The sequence below is a fragment of the Pseudomonas sp. genome (assembly GCF_051660785.1).
Taxonomy (GTDB): Bacteria; Pseudomonadota; Gammaproteobacteria; order Pseudomonadales; family Pseudomonadaceae; genus Aquipseudomonas.
The window spans coordinates 44,118-58,783 of sequence record NZ_JBOFQE010000014.1; the positions used below are offsets into that span (position 1 = coordinate 44,118).

General features: G+C 61.3%; 13 protein-coding genes. 9 read left to right on the forward strand and 4 right to left on the reverse strand.

What is annotated here, in order from left to right:
* The first annotated feature begins 14 nt into the window (after window positions 1-14).
* On the forward strand, window positions 15-1,289 hold the full coding sequence (gene fabF, locus ACRC4F_RS03940; RefSeq protein ID WP_438658178.1) for a beta-ketoacyl-ACP synthase II: 1,275 nt from the start codon (window positions 15-17) through the stop codon (window positions 1,287-1,289).
* Here the strand turns inward: fabF and ACRC4F_RS03945 are convergent.
* Window positions 1,286-1,843 carry a TetR/AcrR family transcriptional regulator gene (locus tag ACRC4F_RS03945; RefSeq protein WP_438658179.1) on the reverse strand — a complete coding sequence of 186 codons (558 nt, stop codon included), beginning with the start codon at window positions 1,841-1,843 and terminating at the stop codon, window positions 1,286-1,288. The genes fabF and ACRC4F_RS03945 overlap by 4 nt on opposite strands.
* Before the next feature lie 176 nt (window positions 1,844-2,019).
* Between ACRC4F_RS03945 and ACRC4F_RS03950 the strand changes: the two genes are divergently transcribed.
* Both ACRC4F_RS03950 and ACRC4F_RS03955 read left to right on the forward strand, forming a co-directional pair.
* The gene (locus ACRC4F_RS03950; protein WP_438658180.1) at window positions 2,020-2,673 is read left to right on the forward strand and encodes a GntR family transcriptional regulator; all 654 of its coding nucleotides are present in this window, start codon (window positions 2,020-2,022) and stop codon (window positions 2,671-2,673) included.
* A gap of 15 nt (window positions 2,674-2,688) precedes the next feature.
* Window positions 2,689-3,540, forward strand: coding sequence for an urea carboxylase-associated family protein (locus tag ACRC4F_RS03955; protein WP_438658181.1), 852 nt, complete (start codon window positions 2,689-2,691; stop codon window positions 3,538-3,540).
* Window positions 3,541-3,585: 45 nt separating this feature from the next.
* Here ACRC4F_RS03955 and ACRC4F_RS03960 read toward each other — a convergent pair whose 3' ends face one another.
* The 3 genes from ACRC4F_RS03960 to rfbC form a co-directional block, all read right to left on the reverse strand.
* Window positions 3,586-3,753, reverse strand: coding sequence for a DUF2897 family protein (locus tag ACRC4F_RS03960; protein WP_010461642.1), 168 nt, complete (start codon window positions 3,751-3,753; stop codon window positions 3,586-3,588).
* 123 nt (window positions 3,754-3,876) lie between these two features.
* Complete coding sequence (gene eat, locus ACRC4F_RS03965) at window positions 3,877-5,241, reverse strand: ethanolamine permease (RefSeq protein ID WP_438658182.1); 1,365 nt, start codon at window positions 5,239-5,241, stop codon at window positions 3,877-3,879.
* Between the two features lie 252 nt (window positions 5,242-5,493).
* Window positions 5,494-6,039 (reverse strand): dTDP-4-dehydrorhamnose 3,5-epimerase, encoded by a 546-nt coding sequence (rfbC, locus tag ACRC4F_RS03970; RefSeq protein WP_438658207.1) that lies wholly within the window; start codon window positions 6,037-6,039, stop codon window positions 5,494-5,496.
* A gap of 349 nt (window positions 6,040-6,388) precedes the next feature.
* Here rfbC and kdpF point away from each other — a divergent pair, with 349 nt between their 5' ends.
* From kdpF to ACRC4F_RS04000, 6 genes are all read left to right on the forward strand, one after another.
* Window positions 6,389-6,478 carry a K(+)-transporting ATPase subunit F gene (kdpF, locus tag ACRC4F_RS03975; RefSeq protein WP_007899818.1) on the forward strand — a complete coding sequence of 30 codons (90 nt, stop codon included), beginning with the start codon at window positions 6,389-6,391 and terminating at the stop codon, window positions 6,476-6,478.
* An 8-nt stretch (window positions 6,479-6,486) separates the two neighbouring features.
* Window positions 6,487-8,181, forward strand: coding sequence for a potassium-transporting ATPase subunit KdpA (gene kdpA, locus ACRC4F_RS03980; RefSeq protein WP_438658183.1), 1,695 nt, complete (start codon window positions 6,487-6,489; stop codon window positions 8,179-8,181).
* A 10-nt stretch (window positions 8,182-8,191) separates the two neighbouring features.
* Complete coding sequence (gene kdpB / locus ACRC4F_RS03985) at window positions 8,192-10,249, forward strand: potassium-transporting ATPase subunit KdpB (protein WP_438658184.1); 2,058 nt, start codon at window positions 8,192-8,194, stop codon at window positions 10,247-10,249.
* Window positions 10,250-10,470: 221 nt separating this feature from the next.
* Complete coding sequence (gene kdpC, locus ACRC4F_RS03990) at window positions 10,471-11,016, forward strand: potassium-transporting ATPase subunit KdpC (protein WP_438658185.1); 546 nt, start codon at window positions 10,471-10,473, stop codon at window positions 11,014-11,016.
* A gap of 141 nt (window positions 11,017-11,157) precedes the next feature.
* Entirely contained in the window at window positions 11,158-13,809 is a 2,652-nt protein-coding gene (locus tag ACRC4F_RS03995; protein WP_438658186.1) for a DUF4118 domain-containing protein, read from the forward strand.
* A 36-nt stretch (window positions 13,810-13,845) separates the two neighbouring features.
* A complete protein-coding gene (locus ACRC4F_RS04000) occupies window positions 13,846-14,583 on the forward strand; it encodes a response regulator (RefSeq protein ID WP_438658208.1) in 738 nt (245 codons plus the stop codon).
* The last annotated feature ends 83 nt before the right edge of the window (window positions 14,584-14,666 follow it).

The window sequence follows — 14,666 nt, forward strand, 5'->3', positions numbered from 1 at the left end:
GAGGTAATTGCGGTATGAGTGATCGTCGAGTAGTTGTAACGGGCATGGGCCTGGTGTCTCCGCTGGGTAGCGGTGTCGAGGCGGTCTGGGCGCGTCTGCTGGCCGGACGCTCCGGGTTGCGTAATTTGCCTGATGAAGTGGTCGCTGACCTGCCGGCCAAGGTCGGTGGCGCAGTGCTCACTGTGGCGGAAGATCCCGAAGCGGGTTTTGACCCGGATCGGGCGACGCCGCCCAAAGAGCAGAAGAAGATGGACCGCTTCATTATGTTTGCCATGGAGGCCGCGCGTCAGGCGCTGGAGCAGGCAGGTTGGCAAGCGCTGGACGCCAAGACCCAAGAGCGCACCGCAACGATTATCGGCTCGGGCGTGGGTGGTTTCGGCGCGATTGCCGATGCGGTCCGGACCACCGACACTCGCGGTCCGCGACGCTTGTCGCCTTTCACCATTCCTTCGTTCCTGGTCAATCTCGCGGCGGGTCATGTGTCGATCCAGCATGGTTTCAAAGGCCCGTTGGGTGCTCCGGTGACGGCGTGCGCGGCCGGGGTTCAGGCGATTGGCGACGCGGCGCGGCTGATTCGTTGTGGTGAGGCGGACATCGCAGTGTGCGGTGGCGCAGAGGCTGCGATCGATCGGGTCAGTCTGGCCGGGTTCGCGGCGGCGCGTGCCTTGTCTAGTGGTTACAACGAGACCCCTGAGCGCGCTTCACGGCCATTCGACAGCGGCCGTGATGGCTTCGTGATGGGTGAGGGGGCTGGCCTTCTGGTGATCGAATCACTGGAACACGCCCTTGCCCGTGGCGCTCAACCGTTGGCCGAGCTGGTCGGTTACGGCACCAGTGCCGATGCCTATCACCTGACTGCCGGACCTGAAGATGGCAGTGGTGCGCGTCGGGCGATGTCGTTGGCGCTGGCTCAGGCGGGAATTTCTGCAGCGCAGGTACAGCATCTCAATGCCCACGCAACCTCGACCCCGGTTGGGGACCTTGGAGAGTTGGCCGCCATCAAGGCGTTGTTTGGTTCAGACAACAAGATCGCGGTGACCTCGACCAAATCCGCCACCGGGCATTTGCTGGGTGCGGCAGGCGGGATTGAGGCGATTTTCACGCTGTTGGCGATCCGCGATCAGGTCGTGCCGCCGACGCTCAATTTCGAAAACCCTGATCCAGCGGCGCAAGGTGTGGACATCGTCCACGGCCAGGCGCGGCCAATGGCTATCGAGTACGCCCTGTCCAATGGTTTCGGATTTGGTGGGGTCAATGCCAGCGTGCTGTTCAAGCGCTGGCAGGATTAGTCCTGGGGCTGCTTGAGATACTCGCGCGTCACGTCGAGGATCCGCTGGGCGAACTCTGGATTCTCGACACTGCGCGATAGCAGCAACGCCCCGACCAGGGCGGACATGATGAAGATGCTGCGGTCGGCGGCATCTTCGCCTTCAAGCGTGCCCTGTACTTGTTCGAGCCTAGAATTAAGCACCACGTCGGAGATCGGACTGGGCTGTCCACGCAAGCCCAGTTCCGATGACATGGTCGGCAGCGGGCAACCCTCATCGGGTGAAGTCTGGTGCCATTCGGACAGATAGGTATCGATGAACGTCTCAAGCGGGTGATTCTGAGCGAAAAGCTCGGCACAGATGGCGTCGCACTGTTCGCCGGCCGCCTGCAAAGCCTTTTCCACCAGCTCATCCTTGGACTTGAAATGCGAGTAGAAGCCGCCGTGGGTCAGCCCCAACGCTTTCATCAAGGGTTGCAGGCCGGTCGCGCCAATACCGTCACGGCGAAATCGCGCTGATGCTTCCTTGATTATGCGCTGATGGGTCTGGGCTTTATGGTCCTGCGAGTAACGCATCTGAAATCTCCGCAACAATGCGCCATCTTAACCAATGAAAATGGGATGGTGACTGTACTTCTACTTCTAAAAAGCATGCAGATGCGTCCAACTTCGTCCTGTCGCGTCAAATCAACTGGCATGAATAGTGATTACCCATTAGTTGACGATTGTTGAACAATCACGAGGCGACGAGCATGAACAGTGGACTGTCCCTGGCCGACCACATCACATTGGAAATTCGCGCAGACATCATAGGCGGTCGTCTATTGCCAGGCATGGCCTTGGTGGAGAACGAGCTGGTGTCTGCCTACAACGCGTCCCGCAACACTATTCGTGAAGCGTTGCACCGTCTTGGCCAGGATGGTCTGACCCGTTATGTGCGCAACAAGGGCGTAATGGTGCGCAGGCTGGGCGTTGATGACGTACGGGATCTGTTCAAGGTTCGGCGCACCCTGGAGTTGCAGGCCATCAGTCTCAGCCAGTCCTTGCGCAACGAACAGTCCATGCGGATGCTCGAGGCGCTTGAGGCCACCGAACTTGCCCGGGAGCGCGAGGACTGGCGCGCCGTCGGCACCCACAGCCTGGTGTTTCATCAACACATCGTCGGGTTACTGCACAGCCGATTGTTCGATGAGTTCTTCACCAACGTCGTTGCGCAACTGCGCCTCGCGTTCTGCACCGCTCCCGATGAGTCAAGTTTTCAGGCGCCCTGGCTGGCTCGCGACAGGCAGATCCATGACTTCCTCGTGGAGGGTGACAAGCGCGCCGCCGCAGACGCCATGAGCGTTTATCTCGATGACTCGGAACACCTTCTGTTGCAAATGCTTGCCCCAACCCCCCATCACTGATCGAGGATTTGTGCCATGTACAAAGACTATCCGGCGGCCTATAAAGTCAGCAAAGGCTCCGCCCTGCAGGTGGACAAAGCGTTCTACGAACGGATCCGCGACACCAAGGAGGGGCGAACGCTGATCGAGCAGTTCGAAGTGCCGATCCGTACCGGGCGGGCCTGGAACGTGCCAGCCGGGCATGTGTTTCGCGTCACCACTCCGGTCGGCCCGCAAGTCGGCGACTTCAACGTCTGGAATGCCAACGACCCGCGCGAGCGGCTGTGGGCGGCGCGGACCCGGCAGCTTCAGGGTGCCCATGTCAGCACCCATGACCGGCTCTGGTCGAACCTGCCTTTTCTACGGCCGCTGGTGACCATCACCGACGACAGCCTGGCCGATTACGGCATCGATGAACATGGCGGTCGTTTGCACGATTTGCTCGGCACTCGCTGCGATCCTTATGTGAACAAAATGCTCACCGGCGAGGATTTCCATCATCACTGCCACTCCAACCTGACGCGCGCCGTGCTGCCCCATGGCCTGACCGAGTTCGACGTGCACGACGTGCTGAACATTTTCCAGTGCACCGGCCTGAACCACGACGACATGTATTTCATGAAGGCCTGTCCGGCGCAGAAGGGCGATTACCTGGAGTTTTTTGCCGAGATCGATTTGCTGTGCGCGCTGTCGACCTGCCCTGGAGGGGATCTGTCGCTGGCCATGTGGGGGCCGGATGCGCAGGATCCGCTCAGCGTCTGTCGCCCGCTGGGGGTGGAGATTTATCGGCTGGAAGAGTCGCTGCTCGAGGGCTGGAGCCAACCGGAACGTGCGGCGTACAAGGGGCTGCATGGCCTTCACATTGCCAAGGCCGACTGGGAAAAGTAGAAGCGCAAAGCCCTGTCATTCGATCAGAATGACAGGGCTATTGGTTCAGCGGTCCTGCGCGTCCTTGGCGTCCGCTTCCGCGTTGCGTTCAGCGACGCGTTTACGTTGCTCTTCGGTGAGCTCGACCTTGTTGGCGGTGTCACGCAGCATCATCAAACCGCCGACGATCGAGCCGATTGCAACGACCAGAATCAACCAGGCATACCAGGGCATAGGGCTCTCCTTGAGGGCAGGCCGAGTGGCGGATTTCGCCAATCGATCGTGCATACCACTTTGAGCGATTTCATTTCGCAGTGGTTCAATTCTATGCCTGATATGACAGCCGCACTCGGCTGATTACAGGCCGGTCAACATCGCATCCGCCGGCGCATCCGCGCGCAACTGCGCGGTGAGCATGAAGTACACGAAACCCACCGCCATGAAACCGAGGAAGATCAACCCGATCAAGGTGTTGAACCAGGCCATCGCCACCAGGCAGATCACCGCCAGCACCAGCGCAATGAACGGCACCAGCGGATAGCACGGCGCGCGAAAGGTGCGCTCCAGATTCGGTTCGGTTTTGCGCAGTTTGAACAGGCTGAGCATGCTCATGATGTACATCACGATCGCGCCGAACACCGCCATGGTGATCATCGCCGCCGTCAGCGTCATGCCGCCCAGGTTGATCAAACCATCGCTGTAAATCGCTGCAATGCCGATCACGCCCCCGGCGATGATTGCCCGGTGCGGCGTCTGAAAACGTGACAACTTTGCCAGGGACGCCGGCAGGTAACCGGCCCGGGCGAGGGCGAAGAACTGTCGCGAGTAGCCGAGGATGATCCCGTGGAAACTCGCCACCAGGCCGAACAGACCGATCCACACCAGCATGTGCAACCAGCCCGAGCTTTCGCCGACCACGGTTTTCATCGCTTGCGGCAGCGGGTCGTTGATGTTCGACAGGGTGCGCCAGTCGCCGACGCCGCCGGCAAAGAACATCACGCCCATGGCCAGCAATACCAGGGTCAGAATGCCGCTGATGTAGGCTTTGGGAATCGTGCGTTTGGGGTCTTTGGCCTCTTCGGCGGCCATGGCGGCGCCTTCGATGGCGAGAAAGAACCAGATGGCAAAAGGAATCGCCGCGAACATCCCGGCAATCGCCGGCGCCCCGAACACGTCGGAACCGGCCCAGCCATTGAGTGCGAAGTGGCTGAAGCTGAACGCCGGCGCGACCACGCCCATGAACACCAGCAGTTCCGCCACGGCCAATACGCAGACAATCAACTCGAAGGTTGCAGCGAATTTCACGCCGAGAATGTTCAGGCCCATGAACACGATGTAAGCGCCGACTGCTGCGTGTTTCGGGTCGAGGGCCGGGAATTGCACATTCAGATAAGCACCGATAGCCAAGGCAATCGCCGGTGGCGCGAAGACGAATTCGATCAGCGTCGCCAGCCCGGCGATCAATCCTCCTTTCTCGCCAAAGGCGCGGCGGCTGTAGGCAAAGGGGCCGCCGGCGTGGGGAATTGCCGTCGTCAACTCGGTGAAACTGAAGATAAAGCAGGTGTACATCGTGGCGACCATGAACGACGTCACCAGGAAGCCGAGTGTTCCCGCGACACCCCAGCCGTAACTCCAGCCGAAGTATTCACCGGAAATCACCAGCCCGACCGCAATGCCCCACAAGTGCAACGTGCCCAGCGTGGGTTTGAGTTGTGTGTTCATGCGTTTGCTCCCTGAACGGTTTGGACAGCTTCGGGGAGGGCGTTTGCAGTGGGCGTGCCAGCGTTGTGACGGCAGTCGTTATGGAGGTAAAGCCGTCGCATTGGGGATGGTTGTTGCTGAATGTGTCTCAGTTGTGCGCCAGTTAGGGGCGTTATTGCCTGTCTTGCTGCCTTCGCGAGCAGGCTCGCTCCCACAGGGGATTGGTGTCATTCGGGCTGGCGCTTTCCAGCTGAGGGAGCAAGGTTCCGAGATTCAGGAAAAAACCTCGGCATCCTTGAAGAATTCTGCTGCCTGATCTTTCCCGGACAGCAGCGGAGCCTCGTCCAGTTGCCAATCGATGGCCAGATCCGGGTCATCCCAGCGGATGCTGCGCTCGGCAGACGGGGTGTAGTAATCAGTCGTCTTGTAGAGAAACTCGGCAAATTCGCTCAACACCATAAAACCATGCGCGAAACCTTCCGGCACCCAAAGCTGGCGATGATTCTCGGCGGACAAGCGCACCGCGACCCATTTGCCGAAATGCGGCGAGCTGCGACGGATGTCTACGGCAACGTCGAGCACTTCGCCCGCGGTCACGCGAACCAGTTTGCCTTGTGTATTTTCCAACTGGTAATGCAGCCCGCGTAACACGCCTTTTTGAGAGCGCGAATGATTGTCCTGGACGAATCGGGTATCCAGACCAGTCGCGAGTTGAAAGGCCTTGGCATTGAAACTCTCGTAAAAAAAGCCTCGATCGTCACCAAAAACCTTCGGTTCGATAATCAGAACACCGGGTAAATCGGTGGTGACAATATTCATGGTTTCTCCTGCAAAGGATTCGGGGGCCGACATTCTTGCTCAAACTGCAACTGGATGCGAGCAGCAGAGGTGGTTAGTTGGTCGGGCAACTGACGCCGCCAGTCGATGGTCCCCATCGTGGGCAAGCCTTGCTCTTCTAGTCAGGCCGGGCGCCCAAGCACCCCAAAAAATCCGCGAGAGGAAGTCTTGCCCGCGAAGCAGCTTGTGCAACCACCGCTGTAACAAAGCCATAAACCCACTCTTTACGCTTTCTTTATGCCCAGCCAACCCCCTCGCTCTCGTTCCTTTACAGCCTCCCTGCCGACAATGACTCCACACGCGGCAATACGCCGTAACACGGAGAACTTCCATGAGCGTTCTGGACGGGGTGTCACTGCTATTGGCAGTGGGGCTGTTCATTTATCTGTTGGTTGCGCTGTTGCGCGCGGACCGGAACTAGGAGCGGCTATGCACAGTTATGACTATTGGCTGATCCTGGCCTTCTTTGCCTTGGTGCTGATCCCTGCACCGTTTCTTGGGCGGTTCTACTACAAGGTAATGGAAGGTCAGCGCACCTGGCTGACACCGATCCTGGGACCTGTGGAACGTGGCTGTTATCGGGTGGCCGGCGTTGATCCGCAGGCCGAACAGAGCTGGCAGAAATACACCCTGGCCTTGCTCGCCTTCAATCTCGCGGGCTTCTTGCTGCTGTTCGTGATCCTGTTGTTCCAGGACCACTTGCCATTGAACCCGCAAAACCTGCCGGGGCAGGAGTGGACGCTGGCGTTCAACACCGCCATCAGCTTCATGACCAACACCAACTGGCAGGCCTACAGCGGTGAAGCTTCCCTGAGTTACCTGAGCCAGATGGTCGGCCTCACCGTGCAGAACTTCGTCAGTGCCGCCACCGGCCTCGCCGTGTTGGTTGCCCTGTGTCGCGGTATTGGTCGCAAGTCGACCAAAACTCTCGGCAACTTCTGGGTCGACATGACCCGCGCGACGCTCTACGGCCTGTTGCCGCTGTGCCTGCTGCTGGCGCTGTATCTGGTCTGGCAGGGCGTGCCGCAAACCTTCGCGCAGTACGTGAATGCCGTGACGATGCAAGGCGTCGACCAGGTGATCCCGCTCGGCCCGGCCGCCAGCCAGATTGCGATCAAGCAACTGGGCACCAACGGTGGTGGCTTCTTCGGCGTCAACTCGGCGCACCCGTTCGAGAACCCGACGGCGTGGAGCAACCTGTTCGAGATGACCTCGATCATCCTGATCCCGGTCGCCCTGGTGTTCACCTTCGGCCACTACGTGAAAGACCTGCGTCAGAGCCGCGCGATTATCGCCTGCATGCTGGCGCTGTTCCTGATCGGCGGCGCGACTTCGCTGTGGGCCGAGTACCAACCGAACCCGACGCTGAACAACGTTGCCGTCGAACAGACCGCGCCGCTGGAAGGCAAGGAAGCGCGCTTCGGCACTACCGCTACGGTGCTGTGGTCGGTGACCACCACGGCGGCGTCCAACGGTTCGGTCAACGGCATGCACGACAGCCTTAATCCGCTCAGCGGCATGGTTGCACTGGTCAACATGATGGTCGGCGAAGTGATCTTCGGCGGCGTCGGTGCCGGGCTCTACGGCATGTTGCTCAACGTGTTGATCGCGGTGTTCCTCGCCGGCCTGATGATCGGCCGCACACCGGAATACCTCGGCAAGAAACTGCAGGCCAAGGAAGTGCAACTGCTGGTGGTTACCTTGCTGGTGATGCCGGTCGGCGTGCTGGTGCTTGGCGCGATTGCCGCAAGCCTGCCGGGTCCTGTTGCGGCGGTGAGTAACCCCGGCGCCCACGGTTTCAGCCAATTGCTTTATGCCTACACCTCGGCCAGTGCCAACAACGGTTCGGCGTTCGGTGGCTTCGGTGCCAACACGGCGTTCCACAACCTGATGCTCGGTCTTGGCATGTTGATCGGTCGCTTCGGTTACATCCTCCCGGTACTGGCATTGGCCGGCAGCCTGGCGATGAAAAAAACCGCACCGATCGGCCAGAACAGCTTCCCGACCCACGGCCCGCTGTTCGTGACCTTGCTGACCGTGACCATTTTGCTGGTGGGTGGTTTGACCTTCTTGCCAACGCTGGCATTGGGCCCGATTGCTGAACACTTGAGCATGGGCTTCTGAGGATCTGATGATGAATATGCCCGTAGTTAAACCGGTTGCCGCCAAAGCGCCGGAACAACCGAAAACCGCGATCTCGGCCCTCTGGCGTCCGGCGCTGGTGCAAGCCTTCGTCAAGCTCGACCCTCGGCAATTGCAGCGTGCGCCGGTGATGCTGGTGGTCGAACTGACCGCTGTCCTGACCACCGTGCTGTGCTTCATTCCCGACAGCGCCGTGCCGACCTTTGTTGCTGCACAAATCGCACTGTGGTTGTGGTTCACCGTGCTCTTCGCCAACTTTGCCGAAGCCTTGGCCGAAGGTCGCGGCAAGGCCCGCGCCGACAGCCTCAAGGCTGGCAGCGAAGGCTTGAGCGCCCGCCGTAAAACCAGCAACGGCACCTTTCAAGTGGTGCCGGCCACCAGCCTGCGCAAAGGCGATGTGGTGCGCGTTGAAGCCGGGGAAATGATCCCCGGCGACGGCGAGGTCATCGAAGGTATCGCAGCCGTCAACGAAGCGGCGATTACCGGTGAATCCGCACCGGTGATCCGTGAGTCCGGTGGCGACCGTTCGGCCGTGACCGGTAACACCCGCCTGGTCTCCGACTGGCTGTTGGTGCGCATCACCGCCAACCCCGGTGAGTCGACCCTGGACCGCATGATCGCCTTGGTCGAAGGCGCCAAACGGCAGAAAACCCCGAACGAAGTGGCGCTCGACATCCTGCTGATCGGCCTGACCCTGATCTTCCTGCTGGTGGTCGTGACCCTGCAACCGTTCGCCCACTTCGCCAACGGCAGCCTGCCGCTGGTGTTTCTGGTGGCGTTATTGGTCACGCTGATTCCGACCACCATTGGCGGTTTGTTATCGGCCATCGGTATCGCCGGGATGGACCGTCTGGTGCGCCTGAACGTGATCGCCAAATCCGGTCGCGCCGTGGAAGCGGCGGGGGACGTCCATGTCCTGCTGCTGGACAAGACCGGCACCATCACCTTCGGTAACCGTCGCTGCACCGCTGTTTATGCAGCGCCCGGCGTGACCGCGAAAGAGCTGGCCGAAGGTGCGTTGTTCGCTTCGCTGGCCGATGACACCGCTGAAGGCAAGTCGATCGTCGAATACCTGCGCGGAACTCAGCCGCAACCTGAGCCCTCCGCTGACGTGTTGACCGCTGTGCCGTTCAGCGCCGAAACCCGCTTGTCCGGTGTCGACTATCAAGGCCGCGTGTATCGCAAAGGTGCGGTGGATTCGCTGCTGGCTTTCGTCGGCCTGAAACGTGCTGATCTGGCCCCGGCCCTGTCCCGGGAAATCGACAAGATCGCCCAGAGCGGCGGCACACCGCTGCTGGTCTGCGCCGAGGGTAAATTGCTCGGTGCGATCCACCTCAAGGACGTGGTCAAGCCTGGCATCCGCGAGCGGTTTGCCGAGCTGCGCAAACTGGGGATCCGCACGGTCATGGTGACCGGCGACAACCCGCTGACCGCCGCAGCCATTGCCGCCGAAGCGGGCGTCGATGATGTGCTTGCCGAAGCCACACCAGAGAAAAAACTGGCGCGCATTCGCCACGAACAGAACGACGGTCGCCTGGTCGCCATGTGCGGCGACGGCGCCAACGACGCCCCGGCCCTGGCCCAGGCAGACGTGGGCATGGCGATGAACGACGGCACGCAAGCCGCGCGCGAGGCGGCGAACATGGTCGACCTCGACAGCGACCCGACCAAGCTGCTGGACGTGGTGCAAATCGGTAAGGAATTGCTGGTGACCCGCGGTGCGCTGACGACGTTTTCCATCGCCAACGACGTGGCCAAGTACTTCGCCATCCTGCCGGCGTTGTTTGCCTCGATCTACCCGCAACTGGGCGTGCTGAACGTCATGCACTTGAGCAGTCCGCAGAGCGCGATTCTCTCGGCGATTGTGTTCAACGCCTTGATCATTGTGGTGCTGATTCCGCTGGCCTTGCGGGGTGTGCGCGTGCAGGCGGCCAGTGCGGCGGCGTTGTTGCGACGCAATCTGTTGATCTACGGGGTGGGCGGGATTCTGGTGCCGTTTGTGGGGATCAAGGCGATCGACATGCTGTTGACGGCGTTTCATCTGGTTTGAGGCTGAAATCCACCCCCTCACCCTAGCCCTCTCCCAGGGGGAGAGGGGACTGATCTCGGATGTCTTGCGAAATTTAGCGACCTGAAAGACCGAGGCGAATTCAGATTTTGAACAGCACAAAGATCGGCTCCCTTTCCCCTCTCCCCCGTGGGGAGAGGGCTGGAGTGAGGGGCTGGATTTCCCTGACACCCCACAACTTCCCCAAATTCGAGGATTCTGAAATGTCCACAATGATACGCCCGGCCCTGAGCCTGCTCGTGCTGATGACCCTGATTACCGGCGTCGCTTATCCGCTGGTCGTCACCGGCGTCGCTCAGGTCGCATTCCCGGATCAAGCCAATGGCAGCCTGGTGCGCGACGCCGCCGGCAAGGTCCGTGGCTCGTCGCTGATTGCCCAGGATTTTGTTGGCGATGCCTGGTTCCACCCACGGCCGTCGGCCGGTGCGTTTGCCACCGTGTCGAGCAGCGCCTCCAACCTTTCGCCGAGCAATCCGGCACTCGCGACTCGCGTGATTGACGATGCCAATAAACTGCTGGTGCCGGGGCAGGGACCCGTGCCCTTGGCGATGCTGACCACCTCCGGCAGCGGGCTTGATCCGCACTTGCCACCGGCCGCGATTGCCTATCAACTGGCGCGTGTTGCGGCGGCGCGTAATCTGCCGGTGGCGACCCTCCAGCAATTGATGGATGCGCACATCGAGCAGCCATTGGTGGGGCCGCCGGTGGTTAATGTGTTGGCGCTGAATGCGGCGTTGGAAAACCTGTAGATCGGTGGTGCTGCCAATCGCCAGCAGGCTAGCTCCCACAGGGGATCTTCGGTGTCCACAAATCTAATGTGGGAGCTAGCCTGCTAGCGATGGCGACAGAACACTCACCCCATCAACATCTGAATAAAGTGAGCTTCAAGCATGAGCGATTCCGGCCGCGCCGACGCGCTGTTAGCAGACCTGCCCCGCGATGGCCGTGGCCGGCTCAAGGTTTTCCTCGGCGCCGCGCCCGGTGTCGGCAAGACCTACGCCATGCTGCAAGCGGCCCACACCCAATTGCGCCAGGGCGTGAAAGTCATCGCCGGCGTGGTCGAAACCCACGGCCGCGCCGAGACCGAAGCGCTGCTCGGCGGCTTGCCGCAACAGCCATTGGTGCGCTCGGAATACCGTGGCGTGATGCTCGAAGAAATGGACCTCGACGGTCTGCTCGCCGCCAAGCCGAAACTGGTGCTGGTGGACGAACTGGCCCACAGCAATGCCCCCGGCAGTCGCCACGCCAAGCGCTGGCAAGACATCCAGGAACTGCTCGCCGCCGGCATCGACGTGTTCACCACGGTCAACGTCCAGCACCTCGAAAGCCTCAACGATCAAGTGCGCGGCATCACCGGCGTGCAGGTCCGCGAAACCCTGCCGGACTGGGTGCTGCAAGAAGCTTACGAACTGTTGCTGATCGACCTGCCACCGCGCGAACTGCTGGAGCGTCTGCGCGACGGCAAGGTCTACGTGCCGGAGCAGGCGCGGGCAGCCATCGATGCCTTCTTTACCCAGACCAACCTAACGGCCCTGCGCGAATTGGCGATGCAAACCGCTGCGGCTCAAGTCGACAATGACCTGGCCCAGGGTTATCGCCAGCTCGGTCAAGCCGCGCCAGCGGTGCGCGGTCGATTGTTGGTCGGCGTCGATGGCGATGCGCAGGCTGAGCGGCTGGTGCGTCATGCCAGTCGTGTTGCCCAGCGGCGGCATCTGCCATGGAGTCTGGTGCACGTAGACAACGGCAGCGTGCGCGACGAGCAATCGCGCCTGCGTCTGCAAAGTGCTCAGCAACTGGCAGAACGCCTCGGTGGCGAAGTGGTTTTGCTGCGCGCCGGCGAAGTGGCCAAGACCCTGATTCAGCACGCCGCCGAACGCCGTGCCAGTCTGGTGCTGGTTGGTCAGTCACGCCAGCGCCTGCGTCGGCGGTTGTTCGGCGGTGGTCTGGCGTCACGCTTGCTGCGCGATGCGCGCGGGCTGGAAATCAACGTCCTCGACAGCGATCACGAACAGGATCAGCCACGCCAGCGTTCGGCGCAGTCGCTGGTGTGGTTCGACTACGCGCTGGCGGTTGTGGCTACGATTTTGGCCAGTGCCTTGGCCTGGGCAGTGGCGAGTGTTTTGCCGCTGCCGAATATCTCGCTGGTGTTCCTCGCCGCCGTGTTGCTGGTGGCGGTGCGCAGCAGCCTCGGCCCGGCGCTGGCCTGTGCGGCGCTGTCGTTTCTGACCTATGACTTTCTGTTCATCCCGCCGAATTTTTCTTTCAGCATCCAGCGCGAAGAAGACGTACTGACCTTGCTGTTCTTCCTGCTGATGGCCGCCCTCACCGGTAACCTCGCGGCGCGGCAACGGCGGCAATTGCAGGCGTTGCGCGACACCCAGGAAGAGACCACCGAACTGCTCGACCTGTCACGCAAACTCACCGCCGCCACCGACCGTCAGGCCGTGGTCAGCGCCGCGGCCCAGCACCTCAATGGCTGGAGCGATCTGCAGTTGTGCCTGCTCAACCACGACGGCCAGGGCGGCTGGAAAGTCGAGACCGGTGGCCCGCTGGAGTTTTCCGAAGCCGAGCGCGCCGCCGCCGATTGGGCCTGGCAACACGATCAACCGGCGGGCGCGGGCACTGGCACGCTGCCATTCGGGCGCTGGTGGTGGTGGCCGCTTTCAGTAGAGGACGGACGCTTGGCGCTGCTCGGCGTGTGTGCCAAGGAAGGCCAGACTCTGAGCGGCCAGCGTCGACGTTTGTTGACGGCGTTGAGTCAGCCGCTGGCTCAGGCATTGGCGCGTGCGCAACTGGCCGAAGACCTGGAAGCGGCGCGCTTGCACGGCGAAACCGAGCAGTTGCGCAGCGCCTTGCTGGCATCCGTGTCCCACGATTTGCGCACGCCGCTGACTTCCATGCGCGGCAGCATCGACAGCCTGCTGGCCCTCGGTGACGCCATCCCGCAGGAGGATCGTCTTGAACTGCTCGAAGGCACCCGCGATGAAGCCGAGCGCCTCGACCGCTACATTCAAAACCTGCTGGACATGACCCGCCTTGGTCACGGCGCCTTGAAGCTGGCGCGGGACTGGGTGTCGCCGGCCGACATCGTCGGCAGCTCACTCAATCGTCTGCGCGCTGTTCTTGCACCTTTGCAGGTCAGCACTGAAGTGCCGGCGGAATTACCACTGCTTTACGTGCACGCCGCGTTGATCGAACAGGCGCTGGTCAACGTGCTGGAAAACGCCGCGCGTTTTTCACCGGCTCACGGACGATTGCAGTTACGCGCCGGAGCCGATGACAACGAGCTGTTTTTCTCGGTCAGCGATGAAGGACCGGGGATTCCGGCGGACGAGCGGGCGAAGATCTTCGATATGTTCTACACCGCTGCGCGTGGTGATCGGGGCGGGCAGGGCACGGGGTTGGGGCTGGCGATCTGTCAGGGCATGGTCGGCGCGCATGGCGGTCGGATCAGCGTTGCTGACGGTATTGAGGGGCGCGGCACCTGCATCACGCTGCACTTGCCCTTGCAGGAACAACCGGGCTTTGAAAGTGAAGCCTGATACCCTTTGGACATCTCCATGCCGCGACCGGAAACCATGAGCCAGACCGCGACCATTTTGGTCATCGACGACGAACCGCAGATCCGCAAGTTCCTGCGCATCAGCCTCGCTTCCCAGGGCTACAAAGTGCTGGAAGCCGGCACCGGCAACGAAGGCCTGGCCCAGGCGGCGTTGAATAAACCCGATTTGCTGGTACTCGACCTCGGCCTGCCGGACATGGACGGCCAACAAGTGCTGCGCGAGTTTCGCGAATGGTCGACGGTGCCGGTGCTGGTGCTCTCGGTGCGTGCCAGCGAAGGGCAGAAGGTCGAAGCGCTCGATGGCGGTGCCAACGACTACGTGACCAAGCCGTTCGGCATTCAGGAGTTCCTTGCCCGGGTGCGGGCCTTGTTGCGTCAGGCGCCCGTTGGCGAGGCTCAACAAGCGGCGCTGACCTTCGGCCCGTTGACCGTGGATCTGGCCTATCGTCGGGTGCTGCTCGACGGCACCGAAGTCGCGTTGACCCGCAAGGAGTACGCGGTGCTGGCGCAACTGGCGCGGCATCCCGGGCGGGTGATCACGCAGCAGCAATTGCTCAAAGATATCTGGGGGCCGACCCATACCGAAGACAGTCATTATTTGCGGATTGTGGTGGGGCATTTGCGGCAAAAGCTGGCGGATGATCCGACTCAGCCGCGGTTTATCGTCACCGAGGCTGGGGTTGGGTATCGGTTGTTGAGTGGAGAGGATTCTTTCGGTCAGGTTCCGCGTGCAAGTCCTAAAGGTAGTTCTTGATACTTGCCGTTCGTCGGGACTGTCATTTATGTCAGGTATGAAGAAGTGATGGGGAGTCGTATCTTCCCTTTACGACGTCACTG

Excerpts from the sequence above, each read along its gene's own strand:
- fabF (WP_438658178.1), top strand. The coding sequence starts at position 15 with ATGAGTGATCGTCGAGTAGTTGTAACGGGCATGGGCCTGGTGTCTCCG.
- ACRC4F_RS03945 (WP_438658179.1), bottom strand. The coding sequence starts at position 1,843 with ATGCGTTACTCGCAGGACCATAAAGCCCAGACCCATCAGCGCATAATC.
- ACRC4F_RS03950 (WP_438658180.1), top strand. The coding sequence starts at position 2,020 with ATGAACAGTGGACTGTCCCTGGCCGACCACATCACATTGGAAATTCGC.
- ACRC4F_RS03955 (WP_438658181.1), top strand. The coding sequence starts at position 2,689 with ATGTACAAAGACTATCCGGCGGCCTATAAAGTCAGCAAAGGCTCCGCC.
- ACRC4F_RS03960 (WP_010461642.1), bottom strand. The coding sequence starts at position 3,753 with ATGCCCTGGTATGCCTGGTTGATTCTGGTCGTTGCAATCGGCTCGATC.
- eat (WP_438658182.1), bottom strand. The coding sequence starts at position 5,241 with ATGAACACACAACTCAAACCCACGCTGGGCACGTTGCACTTGTGGGGC.
- rfbC (WP_438658207.1), bottom strand. The coding sequence starts at position 6,039 with ATGAATATTGTCACCACCGATTTACCCGGTGTTCTGATTATCGAACCG.
- kdpF (WP_007899818.1), top strand. The coding sequence starts at position 6,389 with ATGAGCGTTCTGGACGGGGTGTCACTGCTATTGGCAGTGGGGCTGTTC.
- kdpA (WP_438658183.1), top strand. The coding sequence starts at position 6,487 with ATGCACAGTTATGACTATTGGCTGATCCTGGCCTTCTTTGCCTTGGTG.
- kdpB (WP_438658184.1), top strand. The coding sequence starts at position 8,192 with ATGAATATGCCCGTAGTTAAACCGGTTGCCGCCAAAGCGCCGGAACAA.
- kdpC (WP_438658185.1), top strand. The coding sequence starts at position 10,471 with ATGTCCACAATGATACGCCCGGCCCTGAGCCTGCTCGTGCTGATGACC.
- ACRC4F_RS03995 (WP_438658186.1), top strand. The coding sequence starts at position 11,158 with ATGAGCGATTCCGGCCGCGCCGACGCGCTGTTAGCAGACCTGCCCCGC.
- ACRC4F_RS04000 (WP_438658208.1), top strand. The coding sequence starts at position 13,846 with ATGAGCCAGACCGCGACCATTTTGGTCATCGACGACGAACCGCAGATC.